Annotated in this window: 17 protein-coding genes; 10 read left to right on the top strand and 7 right to left on the bottom strand. The window is 70.3% G+C overall.

What is annotated here, in order from left to right:
- Nucleotides 1-97 precede the first annotated feature (97 nt).
- Nucleotides 98-1,012 carry an NADP-dependent oxidoreductase gene (locus ACFSKW_RS15695; RefSeq protein ID WP_379572957.1) on the bottom strand — a complete coding sequence of 305 codons (915 nt, stop codon included), beginning with the start codon at nt 1,010-1,012 and terminating at the stop codon, nt 98-100.
- A gap of 172 nt (nt 1,013-1,184) precedes the next feature.
- Here ACFSKW_RS15695 and ACFSKW_RS15690 point away from each other — a divergent pair, with 172 nt between their 5' ends.
- The 5 genes from ACFSKW_RS15690 to ACFSKW_RS15670 all read left to right on the top strand — a co-directional run bounded on the left by ACFSKW_RS15690 (nt 1,185) and on the right by ACFSKW_RS15670 (nt 10,660).
- On the top strand, nt 1,185-2,363 hold the full coding sequence (locus ACFSKW_RS15690) for a sensor histidine kinase (protein WP_379573042.1): 1,179 nt from the start codon (nt 1,185-1,187) through the stop codon (nt 2,361-2,363).
- Nucleotides 2,360-3,010, top strand: a complete 651-nt coding sequence (locus ACFSKW_RS15685) for a response regulator (protein WP_379572956.1) — start codon at nt 2,360-2,362, stop codon at nt 3,008-3,010. Before ACFSKW_RS15690 ends, ACFSKW_RS15685 begins: the two co-directional genes overlap by 4 nt.
- Before the next feature lie 75 nt (nt 3,011-3,085).
- On the top strand, nt 3,086-3,631 hold the full coding sequence (locus tag ACFSKW_RS15680; protein WP_379572955.1) for a hypothetical protein: 546 nt from the start codon (nt 3,086-3,088) through the stop codon (nt 3,629-3,631).
- Complete coding sequence (locus ACFSKW_RS15675) at nt 3,628-5,712, top strand: SPFH domain-containing protein (protein ID WP_379572954.1); 2,085 nt, start codon at nt 3,628-3,630, stop codon at nt 5,710-5,712. Before ACFSKW_RS15680 ends, ACFSKW_RS15675 begins: the two co-directional genes overlap by 4 nt.
- Nucleotides 5,713-5,866: 154 nt before the next feature.
- Nucleotides 5,867-10,660, top strand: coding sequence for a DNA repair ATPase (locus ACFSKW_RS15670; protein ID WP_379573041.1), 4,794 nt, complete (start codon nt 5,867-5,869; stop codon nt 10,658-10,660).
- A 612-nt stretch (nt 10,661-11,272) separates the two neighbouring features.
- Here the strand turns inward: ACFSKW_RS15670 and ACFSKW_RS15665 are convergent.
- Entirely contained in the window at nt 11,273-11,683 is a 411-nt protein-coding gene (locus tag ACFSKW_RS15665) for a winged helix-turn-helix transcriptional regulator (RefSeq protein ID WP_379572953.1), read from the bottom strand.
- 77 nt (nt 11,684-11,760) lie between these two features.
- Between ACFSKW_RS15665 and ACFSKW_RS15660 the strand changes: the two genes are divergently transcribed.
- On the top strand, nt 11,761-12,570 hold the full coding sequence (locus ACFSKW_RS15660) for an NAD(P)H-binding protein (RefSeq protein ID WP_379572952.1): 810 nt from the start codon (nt 11,761-11,763) through the stop codon (nt 12,568-12,570).
- A 668-nt stretch (nt 12,571-13,238) separates the two neighbouring features.
- Here the strand turns inward: ACFSKW_RS15660 and ACFSKW_RS15655 are convergent.
- From ACFSKW_RS15655 to ACFSKW_RS15645, 3 genes are all read right to left on the bottom strand, one after another.
- Entirely contained in the window at nt 13,239-15,479 is a 2,241-nt protein-coding gene (locus ACFSKW_RS15655; RefSeq protein ID WP_379572951.1) for an ATP-binding cassette domain-containing protein, read from the bottom strand.
- A gap of 112 nt (nt 15,480-15,591) precedes the next feature.
- A complete protein-coding gene (locus ACFSKW_RS15650; protein WP_379572950.1) occupies nt 15,592-16,035 on the bottom strand; it encodes a MarR family winged helix-turn-helix transcriptional regulator in 444 nt (147 codons plus the stop codon).
- On the bottom strand, nt 16,032-16,841 hold the full coding sequence (locus ACFSKW_RS15645) for a dihydrodipicolinate synthase family protein (protein ID WP_379572949.1): 810 nt from the start codon (nt 16,839-16,841) through the stop codon (nt 16,032-16,034). The genes ACFSKW_RS15650 and ACFSKW_RS15645 overlap by 4 nt, the downstream gene beginning before the upstream one ends.
- Nucleotides 16,842-16,913: 72 nt before the next feature.
- Between ACFSKW_RS15645 and ACFSKW_RS15640 the strand changes: the two genes are divergently transcribed.
- From ACFSKW_RS15640 to ACFSKW_RS15625, 4 genes are all read left to right on the top strand, one after another.
- Nucleotides 16,914-17,798, top strand: coding sequence for a LysR family transcriptional regulator (locus ACFSKW_RS15640; RefSeq protein ID WP_379572948.1), 885 nt, complete (start codon nt 16,914-16,916; stop codon nt 17,796-17,798).
- Complete coding sequence (locus ACFSKW_RS15635) at nt 17,791-18,753, top strand: polyprenyl synthetase family protein (RefSeq protein ID WP_379572947.1); 963 nt, start codon at nt 17,791-17,793, stop codon at nt 18,751-18,753. The genes ACFSKW_RS15640 and ACFSKW_RS15635 overlap by 8 nt, the downstream gene beginning before the upstream one ends.
- Nucleotides 18,754-18,820: 67 nt before the next feature.
- Nucleotides 18,821-19,474: a hypothetical protein gene (locus ACFSKW_RS15630; protein ID WP_379572946.1), complete on the top strand. Its 654-nt coding sequence runs from the start codon at nt 18,821-18,823 to the stop codon at nt 19,472-19,474.
- 50 nt (nt 19,475-19,524) lie between these two features.
- Complete coding sequence (locus ACFSKW_RS15625; protein ID WP_379572945.1) at nt 19,525-20,076, top strand: thymidylate synthase family protein; 552 nt, start codon at nt 19,525-19,527, stop codon at nt 20,074-20,076.
- On the opposite strand, the gene ACFSKW_RS15620 is transcribed toward ACFSKW_RS15625, so the two are convergent.
- Together ACFSKW_RS15620 and ACFSKW_RS15615 are read right to left on the bottom strand one after the other, a co-directional pair.
- Entirely contained in the window at nt 20,045-20,299 is a 255-nt protein-coding gene (locus ACFSKW_RS15620; protein WP_379572944.1) for an MFS transporter, read from the bottom strand. The genes ACFSKW_RS15625 and ACFSKW_RS15620 overlap by 32 nt on opposite strands.
- Nucleotides 20,275-20,496 (bottom strand): hypothetical protein, encoded by a 222-nt coding sequence (locus ACFSKW_RS15615; RefSeq protein ID WP_379572943.1) that lies wholly within the window; start codon nt 20,494-20,496, stop codon nt 20,275-20,277. Before ACFSKW_RS15615 ends, ACFSKW_RS15620 begins: the two co-directional genes overlap by 25 nt.
- Nucleotides 20,497-20,523 lie beyond the last annotated feature (27 nt).

Here is a 20,523-nt window from a genome sequence, read left to right as displayed (position 1 = left end):
GCACCGATCCGAAGGCCCGACCCGCACCCCATGCCGTCAGTCCGAGATCAGCGGTGGGGGCGGGTCCTCGTTCAGGCCCAGGTGACCGGGCGGCGGGTCAGGGGATCTCGATGACCAGCTTGCCCCGTCCGTGGCCCGTCTCGATCTCCCTGTGCGCGTCGGCGGCGCGGTCGAGGGGGAACGTGCGGCGGACCAGCCACGTGAACCCGCCCTTCGCGATCAGGTCCGCGTACCTGCCGAGCCGCTCTGCCGTACGGCCCGCCTGCACCAGCCGCACTCCCAGCTCGGCCGCCCTGCCGTGCTCCACCAGCGTGACGATCTTCGCCGGGTCCTTCACCAGCTCCAGCGACACCTCGAGCGCCTGCCCTCCCGCGCCGTCGAGCGCCGCGTCCACCTGGCCGAGCGCCCTGACCCTCTCGGCCAGCCCGTCCCCGTAGGCGACGGGGATCGCGCCGAGCGATCGGAGATAGTCGTGGTTCTCCTTCCTGGCGGTCCCGATCACCGTGGCGCCGAGCCTGCGGGCGATCTGCACCGCCGCCGTCCCCACGGAGCCCGACGCCCCGTGCACCAGCAGCGTCTCGCCCTCCCTCAGGCCGATCGTCGTCAAGGCGAGCTCCGCCGTCTGCACCCCGGCGGTCAGGCCGCCCGCCACCGCCCACGGCACCTCCGGGGGCTTGGGTGCCACCTGGTCGGCGCCGACCACGATGTACTCGGCATAGGCGTTCAACTGGCTGAAACCGAGCACCTCGTCGCCCTCGGCGAATCCGGTGACGCCTGCGCCCACCTGGTCGACCACGCCGGCGAACTCGTTGCCGGGGATACGCGGCAGCCCGCCCGTCACGCCGGGCGGGGTCCATCCGGCCCGCACCGCCGCGTCGTACGGCTGCACCCCGGCCGCCTTGACCCGCACTCTCACCTGGCCGGGACCCGCCTGCGGGGTCTCGATCTCCATCACCTGAAGCACGTCGGGCCCACCGGGGGTCGCGAACGCCGCAGCCTTCATCTCGATCATCTCCTCGTGTCAGTCACCCCACTCTGCAACCTCAACCAAACCTGAGGTCAACCTCGCGTGCCGGATCCCTCTTGAGAGCGAGCACAGACCGCTCCCACCGGCGATCCGCGAACCCCGTCCGGTCGCCGACCATGGCATGGAGCGCCCTGAGAAAGGAGGAAGATTGGACGCTGTGTCGGATCTGCCGCAAATCGCCCGCCTCAAGGAGCGCTTCCGCGCGCTCCCGCCGCTGCAGGTGGACCTCGCGCTGACCGCTCTGGTGCTGGTCGTCCAGATCTGGCCGTTCGTCGGCGAGAGTTCCTCGGGCGAGCCATGGCACTGGTGGGGCTACGCGGTCGTGGTCGCGTCCGCGCTTCCCCTGATCTGGCGGCGTAAGGCTCCCGTGCGCAGCATGCTGGCGACGGCCTGCGCGCTCTCCCTCTATGACCTGGCCGACTCGGTGCCCGCTCAGCCGGTCTGGTACGCCAGCCTGATCAGCATGTACACCGTCGCCGCCTACTCGCGCGGGTGGCAGAGGGTGGCGGTGCTGATCGTCACGGTGGGCGGCGGCCTGCTGCTGGTCGGCTCGTCGGAGACCGCCGTGCGCGGCACCGTGGGCGCCGTCGCCGCCTACGCCGTCGGCATGGCCACCGCCACCTCACGCGCGTACGCCGCCGCGCTGGAGGAGCGTGCCGTACAGCTGGAGAAGGAGCGGGAAGTGGAAGCCGAGCGCGCCGCCGAGCGCGAAAGGGCGAGGATCGCCCGTGACATGCACGACATCCTCGCGCACGCGGTCAGCCTGATGGTCGTGCAGGCCGAGGCGGGACCCGTGGTCGTCAGGAGCAACCCCGCCCGCGCCGAGGCGGCCTTCGACGCCATCGCCGCCGCGGGCCGCGACGCGATGGTCCAGCTGCGCCACATGCTCGGCGTGCTCAAGGAGGAGCAGGGGCCGCGCGCGCCGCAGCCCACGGTCGCCGACCTGCCGGCGCTGACGTCCCAGCTGCCGCTGCCGGTCGCCTTCCAGGTGCACGGAACGGCCCGCCCCCTGCGGCCCGACGTCGAGGTGGCGGTGTACCGGATCGCGCAGGAGTCGCTGACCAACGTCGTCAAGCACGCCGGAGCCTCCCGCGCCGACCTGGTCCTCCGCTGGAGCGACGAGGCCCTGTCGATCGACGTCACCGACGACGGCGCAGGCTCGGGCATCGCGCTGCCCTCGGGCGGCAACGGCCTCATCGGCATCCGCGAACGCGCCGCCGCCTGCGGTGGCACCGCGACCGCCGGTCCCCGACCCGACGGCCAGGGCTTCCAGGTCTCGGTACGGCTGCCGCTCACCCCCGAGCGGGACCACGTGGAACAAGGAGCGAATCGATGAGCATCAGGGTGGTCGTCGCCGACGACCAGGAGCTCGTGCGCGGCGGGTTCAGCATGATCCTCGACGCGCAGCCCGACATCGACGTGGTCGCCGAGGCGGGCGACGGCATCGAGGCCGTCGCGCTGGTCCGGGAGCACCGGCCCGACGTCCTGCTGCTCGACATCCGCATGCCCAGGATGGACGGCATCGAGGCGGCCAGGCTGGTGGGGCGGGAGACCAAGGTCCTCATGCTCACCACGTTCGACCTCGACGACTACGTCTACGACGCCCTGCGGGCGGGGGCCAGCGGGTTCCTGCTGAAGGACGTGCGCAGGGACGAGCTGGTCAACGCGGTCCGGGTGGTCGCCGCGGGGGAATCCCTCCTCGCGCCCACCGTCACCAGCCGGCTGATCGCCGAGTTCACCTCCCGCCCTGCGGCGGCGTCGGTGTCGGCGGAGCGGCTGTCGGTCCTCACGGCGAGGGAGCAGGAGACGCTCGCGCTGATCGCCCGCGGGCTGTCGAACGCCGAGATCGCCACGGAGATGGTCGTCAGCGAGCACACCGTGAAGACGCACGTGAGCAACGTGCTCGCCAAACTCGGCCTGCGCGACAGGGTGCAGGCGGTCATCGTCGCCTACGAGACGGGGCTGGCCGTACCGGGGCATTAAGCGTTTTTCAAGCGGGCTGCAACCCGCCCACGGAAATATTCACCTCATATCGGGGGCTTTTATCCGAGGGAGCCGATGCCCGCATTCGTTGACGCCGCGCTGGCCTTCCCAGCTGCGCTCTTCAGCTTCCTACTCGTCGTGGTCGTCGGCTACTGGCTCGTGGTCATGTTCGTGGGCGGCGACATCGACCTGGACGGCGCACAGCTCCCGCTCGGCCTCGGCGGCATCCCCGCGGCCGTCGCCTTCTCGCTGTTCGTCGCCCTTTCGTGGTTCGTGAGCCTGGCAGGCGTGGTGCTCCTCGGCGGCGGGCCGCTGGTGCTCGCCGCGGCGCTCGCCGCCGGATGGACGGGCACGAAACTGCTGATCATCCCCATGCGCAGGCTCTTTCCCGACAAGAAGGAGCCCTCCCGCCACGACTTCGTCGGCCGGCGGTGCGTGGTGCGCACCGGCCGAGCCGACGCGACCTTCGGCCAGGCCGAGGTCACCGCCTCCGACGGCTCGTCTGCCGTCGTCCAGGTCAGGACGACAGGCGGCGACCTGCTCTCCCGCGGCCAGACCGCGTTGATCTTCGACTACGACGCAGAGGGCGAGTTCTTCTACGTCATGGAGGACCGCATATGAGTGTGATCTCAACCGGTTTCGGCATTCTGCTGGCCGTCATACTGATCGTCGTCATCGGCCTGCTCTTCGCGATCAGCCGGCTGTTCAGAAAGGTCGAACAGGGCAAGGCGCTCATCGTCTCCAAGGTTCGCAGGGTGGACGTGACCTTCACCGGCGCCGTCGTGTTGCCCGTCCTGCACAAGGCCGAGGTCATGGACATCTCGGTGAAGACCATCGAGATCGCCCGAACCGGAGCCGAAGGGCTGATCTGCCGCGACAACATCAGGGCCGACATCCGCATCACGTTCTTCGTGAGGGTGAACAAGACCATCGAGGACGTCATCAAGGTGGCCCAGGCCATCGGCACCGAGCGAGCCAGCGACGAGACCACGCTGCAGGCGCTGTTCAACGCGAAGTTCTCCGAGGCGCTCAAGACCGTCGGCAAGCAGCTCGACTTCGTCGACCTCTACACCAAGCGTGACGAGTTCCGCGACCAGATCATCCAGGTCATCGGCACCGACCTCAACGGCTACAGCCTCGAGGACGCGGCGATCGACTACCTGGAGCAGACGCCGATGGCCAAACTCGACCCGGCCAACATCCTCGACGCCCAGGGCATCCGCAAGATCACCGAGCTGACCGCCAACGAGAACGTTCGCACCAACGAGTTCAGGCGCAGCGAGGAGAAGGAGATCACCCGCCAGAACGTCGACGCCGCCGAGGCCATCCTCGAGCTGAAGCGCCGCCAGGCGGACGCGGAGATCAAGCAGAAGCGCGAGATCGAGACGATGAAGGCGCGCGAGGAGGCGGAGATCGCCCGCGTGCAGGCCGAGGAGCGGCTCAAGGCGCAGGCCGCGCACATCAAGACCGACGAGCAGCTCGGCGTCCAGACCGAGAACCGCAACCGCGAGATCGCCGTCGCCGAGAAGAACCGCGAGCGGGTCATCGCCATCGAGAGCGAGCGGATCGAGAAGGACCGCATGCTGGAGGTCATCTCCCGCGAGCGGGAGACCGAGCTGTCGCGCATCGCCAAGGACAAGGAGGTCGAGACCGAGAAGCGGTCGATCGCCGAGGTCGTGCGCGAGCGGATCGCGGTGGAGAAGACGGTCGCCGAGCAGGAAGAGAACATCAAGAAGCTGCGCGCCATCGAGGAGGCCGAGCGGCTGCGCCAGACCACGATCATCCAGGCCGAGGCGGAGGCCCAGGAGAGCCTGGTCAAGGACATCAAGGCGGCGGAGGCGGCCGAGGCGGCGGCCAAGCACAAGGCGCGCGAGGAACTCACGCTGGCCGAGGCCAGGCAGCAGGCGGCTGAGCTGGACGCGCGGGCCAAGATCAGGCTCGCCGAGGGACTTCAGGCGGAGGCCGCCGCCAAGGGCCTGGCCGACGTCCAGGTGCAGGAACGCGGCGCCGACGCCATCGAGAAGGTCGGCCGCGCCGAGGCGATGGCGACCGCGGAGAAGCTGAAGGCCGAGGCCGAAGGCGCGAAGGCGATGGCGCTGGTCGAGGGCGAGCGGCTCAAGGCGCAGGCCGAGGGCGAGCAGGCGATGGCGCTGGTCACGGGCGACAGGCTCAAGGCGGAGGCCGAGGGTCTGATCGAGAAGGCCAAGGCCATGGCCGCCATGGACGAGGCGACCAGGACGCACGAGGAGTACCGCCTGCGTCTCGAAGCCGACAAGGAGATCAGGCTCAAGCACATCGACGTGCAGCGGCAGGTCGCCGAGTCGCAGGCGAGCGTCGTGGCGGCGGGCCTGTCCAAGGCCAACATCGACATCGTCGGCGGCGACAGCATGTTCTTCGACAAGGTCGTCGGCTCGATCACCGCGGCGAAGGCCGTCGACGGATTCGTCGAGCACTCGTCGGTCACGCGGACGCTGGCCGAGCCGTACCTCAACGGGTCGGCGAACCTGACCGAGGACCTCGCGAGGCTGGTCGGCGGGATCGGCACCGAGGACGTGAAGAACCTGTCGGTGTCGGCGCTGCTCATGCAGCTCATCTCGCACGGCGGGCCCGAGACGGCGAAGCTGCACGAGCTCCTGGAGAGCGCGCGCAGGCTCGGCGTGGCCGAGTCGTCGGTGGCGGCGCTCACGGCGGTGAAGGGCTGACGTGACGACCGCCCACGAGGGGGCCGCCGGTTCCGGCGGCCCCGGTCCGCTTTCCCCCGGTACGGCCTCGCCTTCGCCGGGCGCTCCCGCCTCTTCGCCCGGCACGCCCTCCCCCTCGTCGGGTGCGGGGTCTCTTTCGTCGGGGGCGGGCGCGTTGGAGGCCGGCACCTACGAGGTGTTGCGCAACCGGCTGTCCGGCCAGGTCAAGGAGCTGGCGAGGGCCGCGGAGGCGCTCAACGAGGAGCGGCTGAAGGTCTTCGGCGGCGCCGAACTCCGCCTGATCGGCACCGAGCGGATCCGCACGGAGAACAACTGCGTCCCCCGCGACATCGTCTCGGTCGGCGACCTGATGCTCTTCGGCTACAACGTCTTCATCGGCCTGAAGCCGGAGACGGCTGTGGATGACGTGTTCTCCGTCCACAGGTTCAGCCGCGACGGCGACGCGTTCAGGTTCGATGCGGAACAGTTGGGCGCGCTCAGCGACCCGGCGTTCCGGAAGGACTTCGCGGAGTTGTACCGCTACTACAAGGAGACCAGGCTTCTCCAGCTTCGGCGCCTCGAAGGCAAGCTGCTGGCCGTCTTCCAGACGGGGCCGACCGACCTGCGGGTCCTGCGGTGGGCCGTCGACATCCACGGGGAGACGACCTACCAGGACAACCGGGGGGAGCGCGACCACGTCTTCCCTCCCTCGCACGACTTCGAGTGGACGCCGACCACACGCGACGACCACGTCCTCGGCAGGCACCCCCACATCTCGATCTACGACGAGGTGTTCGTCGAGACGGTCGGCGGCGACCTCACCATCAAGATCGAGAACAACACGGAGTCCGGCGAGGGCATCTACCAGGAGCCCGTCGCCGAACCGCTGCAGTCGCTGGCCGACGCCGAGGTCGACCACGCCAGGATCGGGCCGCTCATCCTGCTGCGCGTCAAGCCGTACAAGGAGACCGAGTGGCGGCACCTGGTCTTCAACACCCGCACCAAGTCCGTCACCAGGCTCGACGGCATCGCGCTCGCCTGCCAGCGGCTTCCCGAGGACCAGGGCATCATCTTCCCCGGCGGCTACTACCTGTCCACCGGGGTGTCCAAGACCTTCGACACCCAGGTGGCCGACCTGGAGTTCGAGCGGGTGATCCGCTCGCCCAACGGCGAGGACGTCCTCTACGTCTTCCACGCGCGGGCCGACGGCCGGTCGCTGCTGCTGCCGTACAACGTGATCAGGAAGGAGGTCGCCAACCCGCTTCCGTGCCACGGCTACTCCCTGTTCGACGACGGCACGCTGGTGGTCTTCAGGGCGACCTCGGAGGAGCCGACCCGCGTCCATCCGATGCAGGTGTGGCAGACGCCGTACGTCTCCGACACCTACGCCGCCGGTCAGCCCACCGGCACCGGGCCGCTGGAGCGCATCGGCAACGCCGAGCTGGTCCGCGGCATCTCCGACTGCCTGTCGGTGGCGCGCATGGTCGAGGAGATGGCGCCCTCCGAGGCGACCTTCGAGGCGCTGATCGCCGCCTGCACCAGGGCCTTCGACCACTACCACTGGCTGGGCGACCAGGGGCTCCGCGGCCCGCTCGGCGACGTCCGCGCCACCGCCGAGCAGGTCCTCGACGAGTACGAGAACGTCGCCCAGCTCACCCTCCAGGCCGTCGCCACGTTGGAGAGCGCCGCCGCCGACACCACGACCCTGGTACGGCAGGCCCGCGGCGAGACGCTGACCTCCGCCGACGCCTGGGTCTCCCGCCTGGCCGAGCTGCGCCGCGCCCAGGGGCGGCTGGTGACGCTGCGCGAGGTCCGCTACATCGACCTGGCCGCTCTCGACGCCCTCGTCGCCACGCTGGCCGACGAGCTGACGTCGGTGGGCAGGAGGGCGGTGTCGTTCCTCGAGGGCGCCGACGCGTTCACCGGCTACCACGCCGCGGTCTCGCGACTGGAGGCCGACGCGGCCGCCATCGCCACCGTCGCCGCCGCGGCCCCCGTCGCCGAACGGCTCGTCGCCCAGGCCGAGGGGCTCGAGGTCGTCACCGAGGTGGTCGGCTCGCTCGACATCGCCGACGCGACCGTCCGCACCTCCATCCTCGAACGCATCGGCGAGGTCCTCGGCGGCGTCAACCGCGCCCGCGCCGTCCTCGAAGGCCGCCGCAGGCAGTTGCTCGCCAGCGAGGGAAGGGCCGCGTTCGCCGCCGAGTTCGCCCTGCTCGGCCAGGCCGTCACGGGCGCGCTGGCGATGGCCGACACCCCCGAACGCTGCGACGAGCAGCTCGGCCGCCTCATGCTCCAGCTCGAAACGCTGGAGTCCCGCTTCGGCGAGTTCGACGACTTCGCCGCCCAGCTCACGGCCAAGCGCGAAGACGTCTACGAGGCCTTCTCCGCGCGCAAGCAGACCCAGCTCGACGACAGGGCCAGGCGCGCCGACCGCGTCGCCGCCTCCACCGACCGCATCCTCGCGAGCGTGACCCGGCGCGTGTCGACGCTGGCCTCCCTCGACGAGATCAACACCTACTTCGCGACCGATCCCATGGTCGCCAAGCTCCGCTCGTCCGCGGGCGAGCTGCGCGACCTCGGCGCCTCCGTGCGCGCCGAGGAGCTCGAAGGCCGGGTCAAGGCCGCCCAGCAGGAGGCCGGCAGAGCGCTACGCGACCGCCTCGACCTGTTCTCCGCCGACGGCGAGACGCTCAGGCTCGGCCGCCACGCCTTCGCCGTCAACACCCAGCCGATCGACCTGACCCTGGTGCCGCACGACGGCGCCATGCACTTCGCGATCACCGGCACCGACTACCGCTCCCCCGTGCCCGACTCCTTCGCCGAGAGCCGGCCCTTCTGGTCCCAGCTGCTGGTCTCCGAAACGCCGGACGTCTACCGCGCCGAGCACCTGGCCGCCTCGCTGCTGCCTGCCGTCCCCGCCGGCGCCGACCTCGCGGCCCTGGTACGGCTGGCCGCGGAGGAACGCTACGACGAGGGTTACGAGCGCGGCGTCCACGACCACGACGCGACCGCGATCCTCGCTGCGCTGCAGCGGCTCCAGGACGGCGCGGGCCTGCTCCGCTACCCTCCGGCGGCTCGCGCGGCGGCGCAGCTCTATTGGACATTCGGTCTCCAGGATGTTTCACGTAAAACATTGACCACACGGGCCGCATCGCTGGTGCGGGCTCGGGACGCCTTCGGCCAGGTCGAGGCGCTCGACACGCTCGCGGCCGAGCTGTCCGCCGCCGTCTCCGTCTTCCTCGCTCCGCACGCCTTCGGCGCGGACCCCGCCGTGGTCGCGCTCGCCGGCGAATACCTCGTCGAGGAGCTCGCGGGCAAGCCCGAGGGCTTCGTCACCAGCGCCGCGGCCAGGAACATCCTCGACAGGTTCCGGCAGGCGCTCGGCCCCACCCGCACCCGCGAGTTCGAGGAGGACCTGCGCGCGCTCGCCCTGCCCGACCGCATCCAGCTCGCCAAGGCGTGGCTGAGCGCCTTCGACCGGTCGGACGAGCTTCCCGAGGCGCTGGCCGTACAGCTGTGCGAGCTGCCGCGGCACGACTCCAGCGCCGCGCTCACCGCCACCGTCGACGGCCTGCTCGGCACCCACGCGCGCATCACCGAGCGGAGCCTCACGCTGCGCCTCGACGAGACGCTGGCCAGGACGCGCGCGTTCCGCGCCGAACGTGTCCCCGCCTACCGCGCCTACCAGAAGCGCCGCGGCGAACTCGTCGCCCAGGAGCGGGACCGGCTCAGGCTGGAGGAGTACAAGCCCAAGGTCATGAGCGCCTTCGTCCGCAACCGGCTCCTCGACGAGGTCTACCTGCCGCTGATCGGCGACAACCTCGCCAAACAGCTCGGCGCTGCGGGCGCGGGCAAGCGCACCGACCAGATGGGCCTGCTGCTGCTCATCTCCCCTCCCGGGTACGGCAAGACGACGCTCATGGAGTACGTCGCCAGCCGCCTCGGGCTGCTCTTCGTCAAGGTCAACGGGCCCGCGCTCGGCCACGAGGTCACCTCGCTCGACCCCGCCGACGCGCCCGACGCCACCGCCAGGCAGGAGGTCGAGAAGATCTCCTTCGCCCTGGAGTCGGGCAACAACACCCTGCTCTACCTCGACGACATCCAGCACACCTCGCCCGAACTGCTGCAGAAGTTCATCTCGCTGTGCGACGCCCAGCGGCGCATCGAAGGCGTCTGGAACGGCCGTACCCGCACCTACGACCTGCGCGGCAAGCGGTTCGCCGTGTGCATGGCGGGCAACCCGTACACCGAGTCGGGGCAGCGCTTCCGCATCCCCGACATGCTGGCCAACCGTGCCGACGTCTGGAACCTCGGCGACGTGCTCTCCGGCAAGGACGACCTGTTCGCGCTCAGCTACATCGACAACGCCCTCACCTCCAACCCGGTCCTCGCCCCGCTGTCCACCCGCGACAGAGGCGACGTCGAACTGCTGGTGCGCATCGCGCGCGGCGAGGAGGGCGTGCGCACCGACCAGCTCAGCCACCCGTACACCAAGGTCGAGCTCGACCAGATCCTCAGCGTGCTGCGCAAACTGATCAGGGTGCAGGAGGTGGTGCTGGCCAACAACCAGGCCTACATCGCCTCGGCCGCCCAGTCCGACGACTCGCGGACCGAGCCGCCGTTCCGGCTCCAGGGCTCCTACCGCAACATGAACAAGCTGGCCGAACGCATCGTGCCCGTGATGAACGAGGTGGAGCTGGAGCAGGTCATCGACGACCACTATCTGGGCGAGGCGCAGACCCTCACCACCGGAGCGGAGGCGAACCTGCTGAAGCTGGCCGAGCTGCGCGGGCGGCTCAGCCCTGAGCAGGCGGCGAGGTGGAACGACATCAAGGCGGCGTACCTGCGGACCAAGGCGCTGGGCGGGGCGGAAGACGACCCGATGACCCGCGCCGTCGGCGCCATCGGCCTCCTGGCGGACCGCGTCGGCGACATCGGCCAAGCCCTCCGCCACCCCGACCACTGACCCTCAATCGTCAACGCACCCGTCCCCGCCCCGGAAGACCACCACCTCCAACCACCGCCCCGCCCCCACCGCTCCACACTCCCTCCGACCACCGCCCCACACTCTTTCCGACCAGCGCCCCACCGCCCCACACTCTTTCCGACCAGCGCCCCTCCGACCACGAGTCACTGACCCATCGTCTCCGCCGAGTCACTGCCCCACCGCCTCCCCGAGTCACCGTCTCCTCCGAGTGACCGCCCCGCCGCCTCCTCCGACTGCCGACTCATTCCCTCACGGTCAACCCCGAGCGCCGACTCACCGTCGCCTACGGATACCCGACCGCCGATCCGCGGGCCGGAACCCATCGGCTCATCGGCTCACCGAGGGCCGTCCATCCACCGATCTCCCGAACCCGGGGGCTCACCGCTCCTCTCGGAGCAACCACCCGTCCACCCCATCCACCAGCCGATCCCGAACCCGAGGCGGCAGTCTCATCGGGTTCACTGCACCCCCAGGGCACCCGCACTGGCCACTGTCCTCGAGCCCCGGAACCTGAACCCCACCCGCTCCATCAGCCCTCCGATCACCCTGGCGCCCCAGGCCAGCCCCCGGCGAAGCCCCCAACCCGCCAGGTCAGCGGATGTCGGAGTCCGGGTGTTCGGCGTCCCAGCGGCGGCGGGACTCGGCGATGGCCTCGCGGTGCGCTGCCGACCATTCGGTCATCGCCTGGAGCAGGTGGGTGAGGCTGTGGCCCAGCTCGGTCAGCTTGTACTCCACCTGCGGCGGCACGGTCGGATACACCGTTCGGGATACCAGCCCGTCCCGCTCCAGCCGTCGCACGGTGAGCGTGAGCATGCGCTGGGAGATCCCGTCCACCGCGCGCTGCAGTTCCCTGAAACGCCGCACGCCGTGCGCCAGCTCCACCACGACCAGCACCGACCACTTGTCCCCGATCCTGTCGAGCACCTCCCTGATCCCGCAGTCGTCGGCGCAGGAGACGATCGGCTCCCCTGGAGTGGTTACCCCGGTGTGCGTGGCTGACATGAATGTGCCTCCTTATGGGCGACGGCCGTCCTCACCATAGTGGTTACCCAAGAGAACCACCTGTGAGGGGATTTTTCATGATTCTGGTTACCGGCGCTTCAGGAGCACTCGGCCGGCTGATCGTCAAGGGCCTGGCCGACCGGGACGACGTGGTCATCGGCAGCCGCACCCCCGAGCACGGCCGGCGACGCATCGACTTCGACGACCCTGCCACGCTCGTGGAGGGCTTCCGCGGTATCGACATCCTGCTGCTGATCTCCGCCGGATATGGCGAGGACGACGTCGTCATCGCCCGTCACGAGGCCGCCATCAGCGCCGCGGAGAAGGCCGGCGTCGGCCACATCGTCTACACGAGCCTGAGCGGGGACGGCGACCACCTGACCTACGCGCTGCCCCACCGCTGGACCGAACGCAGGCTCCAGCGCGGCACCACCGCGTGGACGATCCTGCGCAACGGCCTGTACGCCGAGTTCTTCGGCGGCCTGACCATCCCCGACGCCGACGGCACGATCACCGCCCCGCTCGGTGACGGCCGCCTGTCGGCCGTCTGCAGGGAGGACCTCGCCGACGTCGCGGTGAAGGTCACGCTCGAGGCGGCCGCGCATGCCGGCCGTACGTATGAGCTGGTGGGCGAGGAGGCGATCGGCGGCGCCGACGTGGCGGCGGCCCTGGGCGCGACCTACGAGCCCGTCACCCTCGCGGAGGCGCGGGCGGCGATCGCGGGCCTGGGGCTGGAGCCGTTCCAGGCGCCGATGATCATGAGCACGTACTCGTCGATCGCCGGGGGTTTCATGTCGGGTACGGCCGGCGACCTGCGCACCCTTCTCGGTGGCGAACCGCGCAACGCCCTGGACGTGATCGCCCCGAACCGGCCGACCCGCTCCTGACCGAGCCGCGCGATCCTGGCGCACCGACAGAGGCAGGCATGAGCCCGCGAGCATGAGCCCGGTACGTGAGATACCGCACGTGGGACCGAAGCGCGGGCTCCCGATCGCGGAGTCCGGGGCGGGCGGGGTCCCACCCTGATGAGGATTCCGGGCGTTGAAGTCCCGGGCAGGGTGGGGGTCCCGCCCGAGGCGTTGGGCCACGCCGAGGGGGTCCCGCCGGAACGTTGAGCCCCGAGCGGGCAGGGGCCCACCCCGATGAGGATCCCGGGCATCGAAGTCCCGGGCAGGATGTGGGGCCCGCTCGGACATCAGGTCACGCCAAGATGCGGGTCCCGCCGGAGCATTGAGCCCCGAGCGGGCAGGGGCCCACCCCGATGAGGATTCCGAGCATCGAGCCCCAGACAGGAGGGTGGCCCCACCCAGACGTCGGGTCACGCCGAAATGCGGGTCCCGCCGGAGTCGAGCCCCGGACGGACGGGGGCCCACCCCGATGAGGATTCCGAGCATCGAGCCCCAGACAGGAGGGTGGACCCCGCCCGGACATCGGGTCACGCCGAAATGCGGGTCCCGCAGGAGCATTGAGCCCCGGGCGGGCGAAAGTCCCGCTCAGGCGTTGGGGTCTGGGCGGTGTGGGATCCGAGCGGTGTGGGATCCGGGCGGGGGTGGTGTCAGAGGGATGGGGGTGCGGTGATGATGCCGTTGTCCAGGGCCAGGTGGGTGCCGGTGTGCGAGGCGCGGAGGCGGCGGTCGTGGGTGACGAGGACCACGGAGCCCGCGTACCCCGCCAGTGCCTCCTCCAGTTCCTCGACGAGCATCGGGGACAGGTGGTTGGTGGGTTCGTCGAGGAGCAGCAGGTCGGCGGGGTCGCTGACCAGGCGGGCCAGTTCGACCCGCCTACGCTGGCCGACCGACAGCTCGCCCACCTTCGTGCGCAGGTCGGCGGGATGGAACAGGCCGAGGGCGAGCAGCGCGTCGGCGTGCTCGTCGAGGGTGCCCGGTCGTCCTGCCGCGTAGGCCCTGAGCAGGCTGAAGCGTGGGTTGGCGGTGGTCTCCTCCTGACGGAGGTGGCCGATCCTGGCGGGGCGCCGTACCGAACCTGAATCCGGGGTGACCAGACCTGCCAGCACGCGCAGGAGGGTGGTCTTGCCCGCGCCGTTCGGGCCGGTGACGAGGAGCCGCTCGCCTGGCTGGATGCGCAGGGAGGGGATCCGGAGCCGCTCGCCGACGCGGACGTCGATGAGCTCCGCCAGCGCCTCGACCCGCCCCTCGGCCGCGAGCGGTTCCGAGGTAGACGGTTCGCCGACCGCCAGGTTGACGGCAGGTGGGTTGAGGGCCGACGGATTGACGGTCGGCGGGTTGACGGTCGGCGGGTTGACGGCCGGCGGGTTGACGGCCGACGGGTTGACGGCCGACGGGTTGACGGCCGACGGGTTGACGGTCGGCGGGTTGAGGGCCGACGGGTTGACGGCCGACGGGTTGGCGGAGGGCTCGGCGGCCGCCACGGGTGAGGCGGCAGTGGCCGACCCTATGGTGGGAGCCGCTCCCGCGACGGTGATCGATTCCGCGGCGGGTGCCGAGCCCGTCGCCGACACCGCTCCCGAGGCAGGAACGGGTCCTGTGACGGAAGCCGAATCCGTCGCCGCCACCGATCCTGAGGCGGAGGCCAATCCCGTGGTGGGAGCCGGACCCATCGCCGACACCGCTCCCGAGGCAGGGGCCGATCCCGGGGCGGAAGTCGAACCCGTCGCCGACACCGCTCCCGAGGCAGGGACGGGCCCCATGGCGGAAACCGAATCCGACACCGTTCCTGGGGCGGAGGCCGAACCCGACGCCGATCCCAGGGCGGAGGCCGATCCCGGGGTGGGGGGTGCTGTTGTGGTGGGGGGTGCTGTTGTGGTGGTGGTGGTGGGTGGGGTGGTGGCGAAGCGGAGCGGTTCGGGCGGCGGGGGGACGGGGTTGGCCCGCAGCCACTCCATCCGCTGCAGTGACTGCCGGATCCGGCCGGCCGCTCCATGCGTGCGGGATCGGGCTCGCCACTGGCCGGTCCCCATCCCCGCCTTCACCATTTTGCGGGGGATGGCGGCCATCCGGCCGGCGTTCGCCTCCACCAGCCCGGCGTGCCGGGCCAGCTCTTCCTTCCATTCCTCGTGCGCCAGCGCCCACGCCGCCCGTTCGGCCGCCTTGGCCGCGAGGTAGCCGGCGTACCCGTTGCCGTACCTGCGCACCTGGTTCAGGTCGACCTCCAGGATCGTCGAGGTGATCCGGTCGAGGAACACCCTGTCGTGGGTGATGGCGACGACCGTGCCCCGGTGCGCGCGCAGGTGGTCTTCGAGCCAGGCGACCGCCGAGTCGTCGAGGTCGTTGGTCGGCTCGTCGAGCAGCAGCAGTTCGGGAGAGGACGCCAGCGTCGCCGCCAGCGCGAGCCGCGACCGTTCGCCGCCCGACAGCGAGCCGAGCGTGCGCGACCGGGGCAGGGACGGCAGCCCGAGCCCGTGCAGCGCGACGTCGACTCTGGCGTCTGCGGTGTATCCGCCGCGCGCCTCGTAGCGGGCGATCAGCGCCGCGTACTCGTCGAACTGGGAGGGTGTGAGGGTGTCCTCCATCGCGCGCATCTCGGCGGCGAGTGCGCGGATGTCGGCCAGCGCCAGGTCGATCGCGTCCTGGACGGTGGCGGTCGGCGGCAGTTCGAGCGTCTGCGGCAGGTATCCGACCCCGCCGGGCGCCGACACGGTGATGCTGCCGTTGGTGGGGGTCGCGCGTCCTGCGAGCAGCTTGAGCAGCGTCGACTTGCCCGAGCCGTTGTCGCCGATGACCCCGACCTTCTCGCCGGGCTTGACGGTGAACGAGACCTGGTCGAGGACGACCCGGTCGGCGTAACGCATGGAAACGTGAGATAGGGCTAGTTGCATGAAAGAACCTGGATTCTCGGGAGGCGGGCATGACGGCGCTCAACGCGTCGCGAGAATCACAGGGAACCCATGCCGGGGACGTTAGTGGATCAAAGTCCGATATGTCCATCCATTATTCGAGTCTCGCCAGGACCGTCCTCGAGACCTGGGCGAGCGTTCGCAGCTCCTCTTCGGTGAGCAGGTCGATGAAGTGCCTGCGTACCGAGGCCACGTGCCCGGGCGCGGCCTCCTTGATCGTGCTCAGCCCCTTGGACGTGAGCACGATGGACGCGCCCCGGGCGTCGTGGGCGACCTCTTCCCTGCAGACCAGCCCGCGCTCGGACATGCGGGTGATGTGGTGGGAGAGCCTGCTCTTCGACCACCGCATGTGTACGGCCAGCTCGGTCAGCCGCATCCGGTGCCCTGAGGCCTCCGACAGGTTCGACAGCACGTCGTAGTCGGGCTCGGACAGCCCCGACTCGCGCATCAGGTCGCGCTGGATCTCCAGGTCCAGGAGCAGCCGCATCCGCCGATAGCCGATCCAGGCGGCGTACTCCGTCTCGCTCAGCCAGTTCACGCGCCCCAATCTAGGGCTCGGGCGACCGATTCCGCCGTCGCGGGTACCAGCGGAAGCCGTACGTCAGGCGTCGGGATGAGGCCGTGCGCGTGCAGCACCCCCTTGATCACGGTCGGGTTCGGCTCGGCGAACAGCAGCGCCGACATGGCGGCGAGCCGGTGTCCGAGCGCCCTGTCCCACGAGGCGGCCATGGACACGAAGGAGTGGGTGTGCAGGTGCGCGGAGGCGAGGATGCCGCCGGTGGCACCGAGCGCGAGCATGGGCGACAGGTAGGTGTCGTCTCCCGCCAGCACGGAGAAGTCCTGTGGCAGGTCGCCGAGCAGCTCGATCGCGTCCTGGTCGACGGCGCCCGTGGCGTACTTGACTCCGGCGATCATGGGATGTTCGCCGAGCCGCCGGAGGGTGGCGGCGGTCAGCGCCTGCCCTGTCCTGTAGGGGATGTGGTAGATCACCAGCGGCACCGGCGTCCGCCCGGCGAGCTGCTCGAAGTGCGCGATGACGCCGCGTTCGCCCGGCCTGACGAACGCGGGAACGGTCACGAGCGCGGCCGTGGCCCCGTCGGTGAGCTCCAGGTCGCCGACGATCAGCTGCGTGCCGTACGAGGCGGTCACGTCGCGGCAGATCCTGACCACCTCTCGCCGTTCGGCGGGCGTGAGCGTGGAAGGCTCGCCCGTCGTCCCCAGGGCGACCAGCCCCGCCGCGCCCTGGTCGAGCGCGCGGGCGGCCAGCTTCTCCAGCGCGTCGAACGCCACCTCTCCCGAGGCGGCGAAGGGCGTGATCAACGGCACGTAGATTCCGGAAAGCATGCTTCTCACCCTGACGGACACCCGACCATCAACACCAGTTCACGTTTCTGCGGTGCACCGTAAGCTCGCCTTATGCTCGATCCGAGGAAGCTCCGCCTCCTGCGCGAACTGTCGAGAAGGGGCACGATCGCCGCCGTCGCCGACGCGCTGACTTTCACGGCCTCGGCCGTCTCCCAGCAGCTCAGCGCGCTCGAACGGGAGGCGGGCCTGCCGCTGCTGGAGAGGACGGGCCGCACGGTCGTCCTCACGCCTGCGGGGCGCGTGCTCGTCGAGCACGCGGAAGCCGTACTCGAAAGTCTGGAGCGGGCCGAGGCCGCGCTGGCCGCCACGCGCACGGGCCCGACGGGACCGCTGCGGATCGGCGCGTTCCCGACGGCGGCCCGCGCCCTGCTGCCGCGCACGCTGGCGGCCCTGCGGCGCGACCACCCTGGCCTCGAGCCGATGATCTCCGAGATCGATCCCGCCGACGTCTCCGCCGCCCTGCGCGCCGGCGAGCTGGACGTCGCGCTGGTCCACGAGTACGACTTCGTGCCGCCCGTCGTCGACGAGGGCGTCGAGACCGTGCCGCTGCTCACCGAACCGATGTACCTGACCACCAGGAGGACGCTCGACGAGGCTCGTGACGACCCGTGGATCGTCAGCACGCCCGGCACGCTCTGCCACACCATGGCCGTCCGCGCCTGCCACGCCGCCGGGTTCGAACCGCGTGTCGTTCATCACATCGACGACTTCGACACCGTCCTGTTGATGGCCGCCGCGGGCCACGGCGTGGCCCTGGTCCCGCTGCTCGCGGCCGCGAACCCGCCGGTAGGGGTCACGCTGACCGCGCTGCCGATCGAGCGCCGCACATTGATCGCCTTCAGAAGGGGGTACGGCGCGCACCCCGCGCTGAGCCCGCTCACAGCCGCTCTCAGGGAATCCACAGCGGCGGCGACCCAGGCTGGAGGGCATGGATGAGTTGCTCAACACCCCCGCGATCGCCCACGGCCTGCGCAAGGTGGAGACCAGGATCCGACGGCTCGCCGGCTCCTCCGCCCTTCCTGGCATCAACGCGGGCGCCGACCGGATCATCACCGCGGGCGGCAAGCGCCTGCGTCCCGCGCTGACCCTCGCCACGTCGCTGGCGTTCGGCAGGACGCCCGACCGGCGGGTGATCACCGCGGCGGCGTGCGTGGAGCTGATCCACGCAGGCTCACTCGTCCACGACGACCTCATGGACCACGCGATGCAGCGCAGGGGCGCCCGCACGCTCAACGCCGAGCTGGGCGAGGGCAAGGCGCTGGTGATCGGCGACTTCATGCTCGCCAGAGCCGGTCTCGCCGCGATCACCGCGGTGTCCCGCCCGGTCGCCGAGGTGCTGGCCGCGACAGTGGTGGAGCTGGCCGAGGGCCAGTTCATGGAGACGGCCGACCAGTTCGACAGGGGGCGGACCGTCGAGAGCGCGCTGCGCTCGATCACCGGCAAGACCGCCGCGCTGTTTCGCGCCTCCTGCCTGGTCGCGGCCATCTGCGCGCACGCCTCCGCCGAGGACAGGACCAGGATGGCGCTGTACGGCGAGCGGTTCGGCCTGATCTTCCAGATCCTCGACGACCTGCTCGACCTCACCGCGCCCGCCGAGCGGCTGGGCAAACCCGCGGGCAACGATCTCCGCCAGGGCGTCTACACGCTTCCCGTGCTGTGGGCCGCCGCCAAGGACCCCTCGGTGCTGCACGACGACGTGGACGCCACCCTCGCGGCGCTCAGGGAGACCACGATGGTGCGCGACACGCTCGAGCACTGCCGCGGTCTGGCCTCCGACGCGCTGTCCGCGCTCCCCGTCGTCCACGACAGGGACATGGCCGCGATCTTGTACGCCCTGCCCACCGCCTACATCGACCACGTGGAGCGCCAAACTTTGACCAGAGCAAGTTGAGATTTGTTGGTACAAAACTCAGAGCGCCGCTCATACTGGGGGTAGCTGGCATTCCAGGAGCACGCTCATGCGGAAACCCCCGACGCAGCTCGAAGCGACGCAGTTCCTCCAACTGGCCGCTGTTGACTTCAGCGGCATCTACGCGGTCCACCTGGCCGCCAAGGACGAGCGGCTGAAGATGACGCGGCTCGCGATGAGCCTGCTCTCCGCGCCCTTCGCCGCCGCGATCGCGCTGACCAGCACCAAGGTGGTCAATCCGGCCAGCCTGACCAGGTGGGACACCGTGCCGTGGTACCTCTACGCCCTGGTGGCCGCCTTCGGCCTGCTGAGCGTGCTGCCGTTCCTGCGCCTCATCGAGGCCGTCAACGCGCACGCCAGGACCGCCAGGGCGCTCAACAACTTCAGGCTGCTCTACGTCAGCCGCCTGAAAGACGAGTTCGACTGGTCGCCCAACCTGCCCGTCGACCCGCGATATCCGGAGACCTACGCGCCGCTGGCGTGGCCGGGCATCAACGTCATGATGCTCGCCCTGGTGAACTCCGCCTACCTGACGGTCGGCGTCACCGGGCTGAGCAAGGCCGAGCCCAACCTGCCGCTGCTGCTGCTCAGCATCCTGCTGGTGGCGCTCGTGCACTACTCGGTCTACTACGTGCGCTGCAATGTGACCAGGCGGCGGCGCCTTCCCCACAATCCGTACAACTTCCCGAACGTGGAGACCTGATGGCACAGCCCACGAGGTGGGCGTCTTGTGGGGAGGCGTGGATATGGCTCATGCGGCACGTGCAGGCGTCCGGCGCGCCCGCGGACGACGACCGCGGCCCGGTGATCGAGGGCGAGGCGGCCCTGTTCGAGATCACCGACGTGCGGTGGGACGACGACCCGATACTCCTGCGGTACGGCGACGCCGCCAAGCACGCCCTCTACACGCGTAAGTTCACCGAGGCCGACATCATCCCGCCCTTCAAGTACAGCTACGGGCAGCGCCTGACGCCGCAGCTCGAGTGGGCGACCACGCTGCTGCGGGCCAAGCCGTACAGCAAGAGCGCGTGGGTGTCGCTGACCAGGCCGGGCGAGCCGTACGACGCGGTGCCGTGCCTGGCCGCGGTGGCGGTCAGGATCAGGGAGGGCGCGCTGATGATGACGGCCTCCTTCCGCTCGCAGAACGCCTATACCTGCTACCTGAACTACGTGCCGCTCAGGGACGTCCAGGCCGGGATCGCGCGGGATCTCGGCCTGGACTGCGGCCCGCTGCGGGTGTTCGTGGACGTGCCGCACCTCTACCTGGCCGACCTCACACAGGTCGAGCGGATCGCACGGCACTGAGCGGCGTCGCGACGAGGTTGGCGAAGATCAGCGGTCCCGCGATGCCACCGGCCGCGGTGCCGACGGCGAAGAAGAACGCGATGGCCATGGCCCTGGTCTCCATCGGGAAGATCTCGCTCACCGTCAGGTAGGCCGACGACGCGCCGGCCGAGGCGACGAACAGCACCGCGCACCGGCAGGCGGTCAGCGTGACCGCGGTCAGCGCCCCCGCGCGAACAGCCACGCGGTGACGAACAGCAGCCCGCCGGAGCCGATGCAGGTGGCCGAGATCATCGGCACCCTGCCCACGGTGTCGAACAGCGGGCCGAGCAGCAGCGGGCCGAAGAAGTTGCCGAGAGCGATCACCGCGAAGTAGTAGCCGGTGTGGGTGTCACGAGATGCCTGTTTCGACGTGGCTCGTACCCGTCCCTGCCCCGACAACTGTTCTGCAAGCTCGGGTGGCTAGCG

The sequence above is a fragment of the Nonomuraea mangrovi genome (assembly GCF_042681425.1).
Classification (GTDB): Bacteria; Actinomycetota; Actinomycetes; order Streptosporangiales; family Streptosporangiaceae; genus Nonomuraea; species Nonomuraea mangrovi.
The sequence above is the reverse complement of the archived record's forward strand: the minus strand, read 5'-3'. Positions and strand labels throughout refer to the sequence as shown.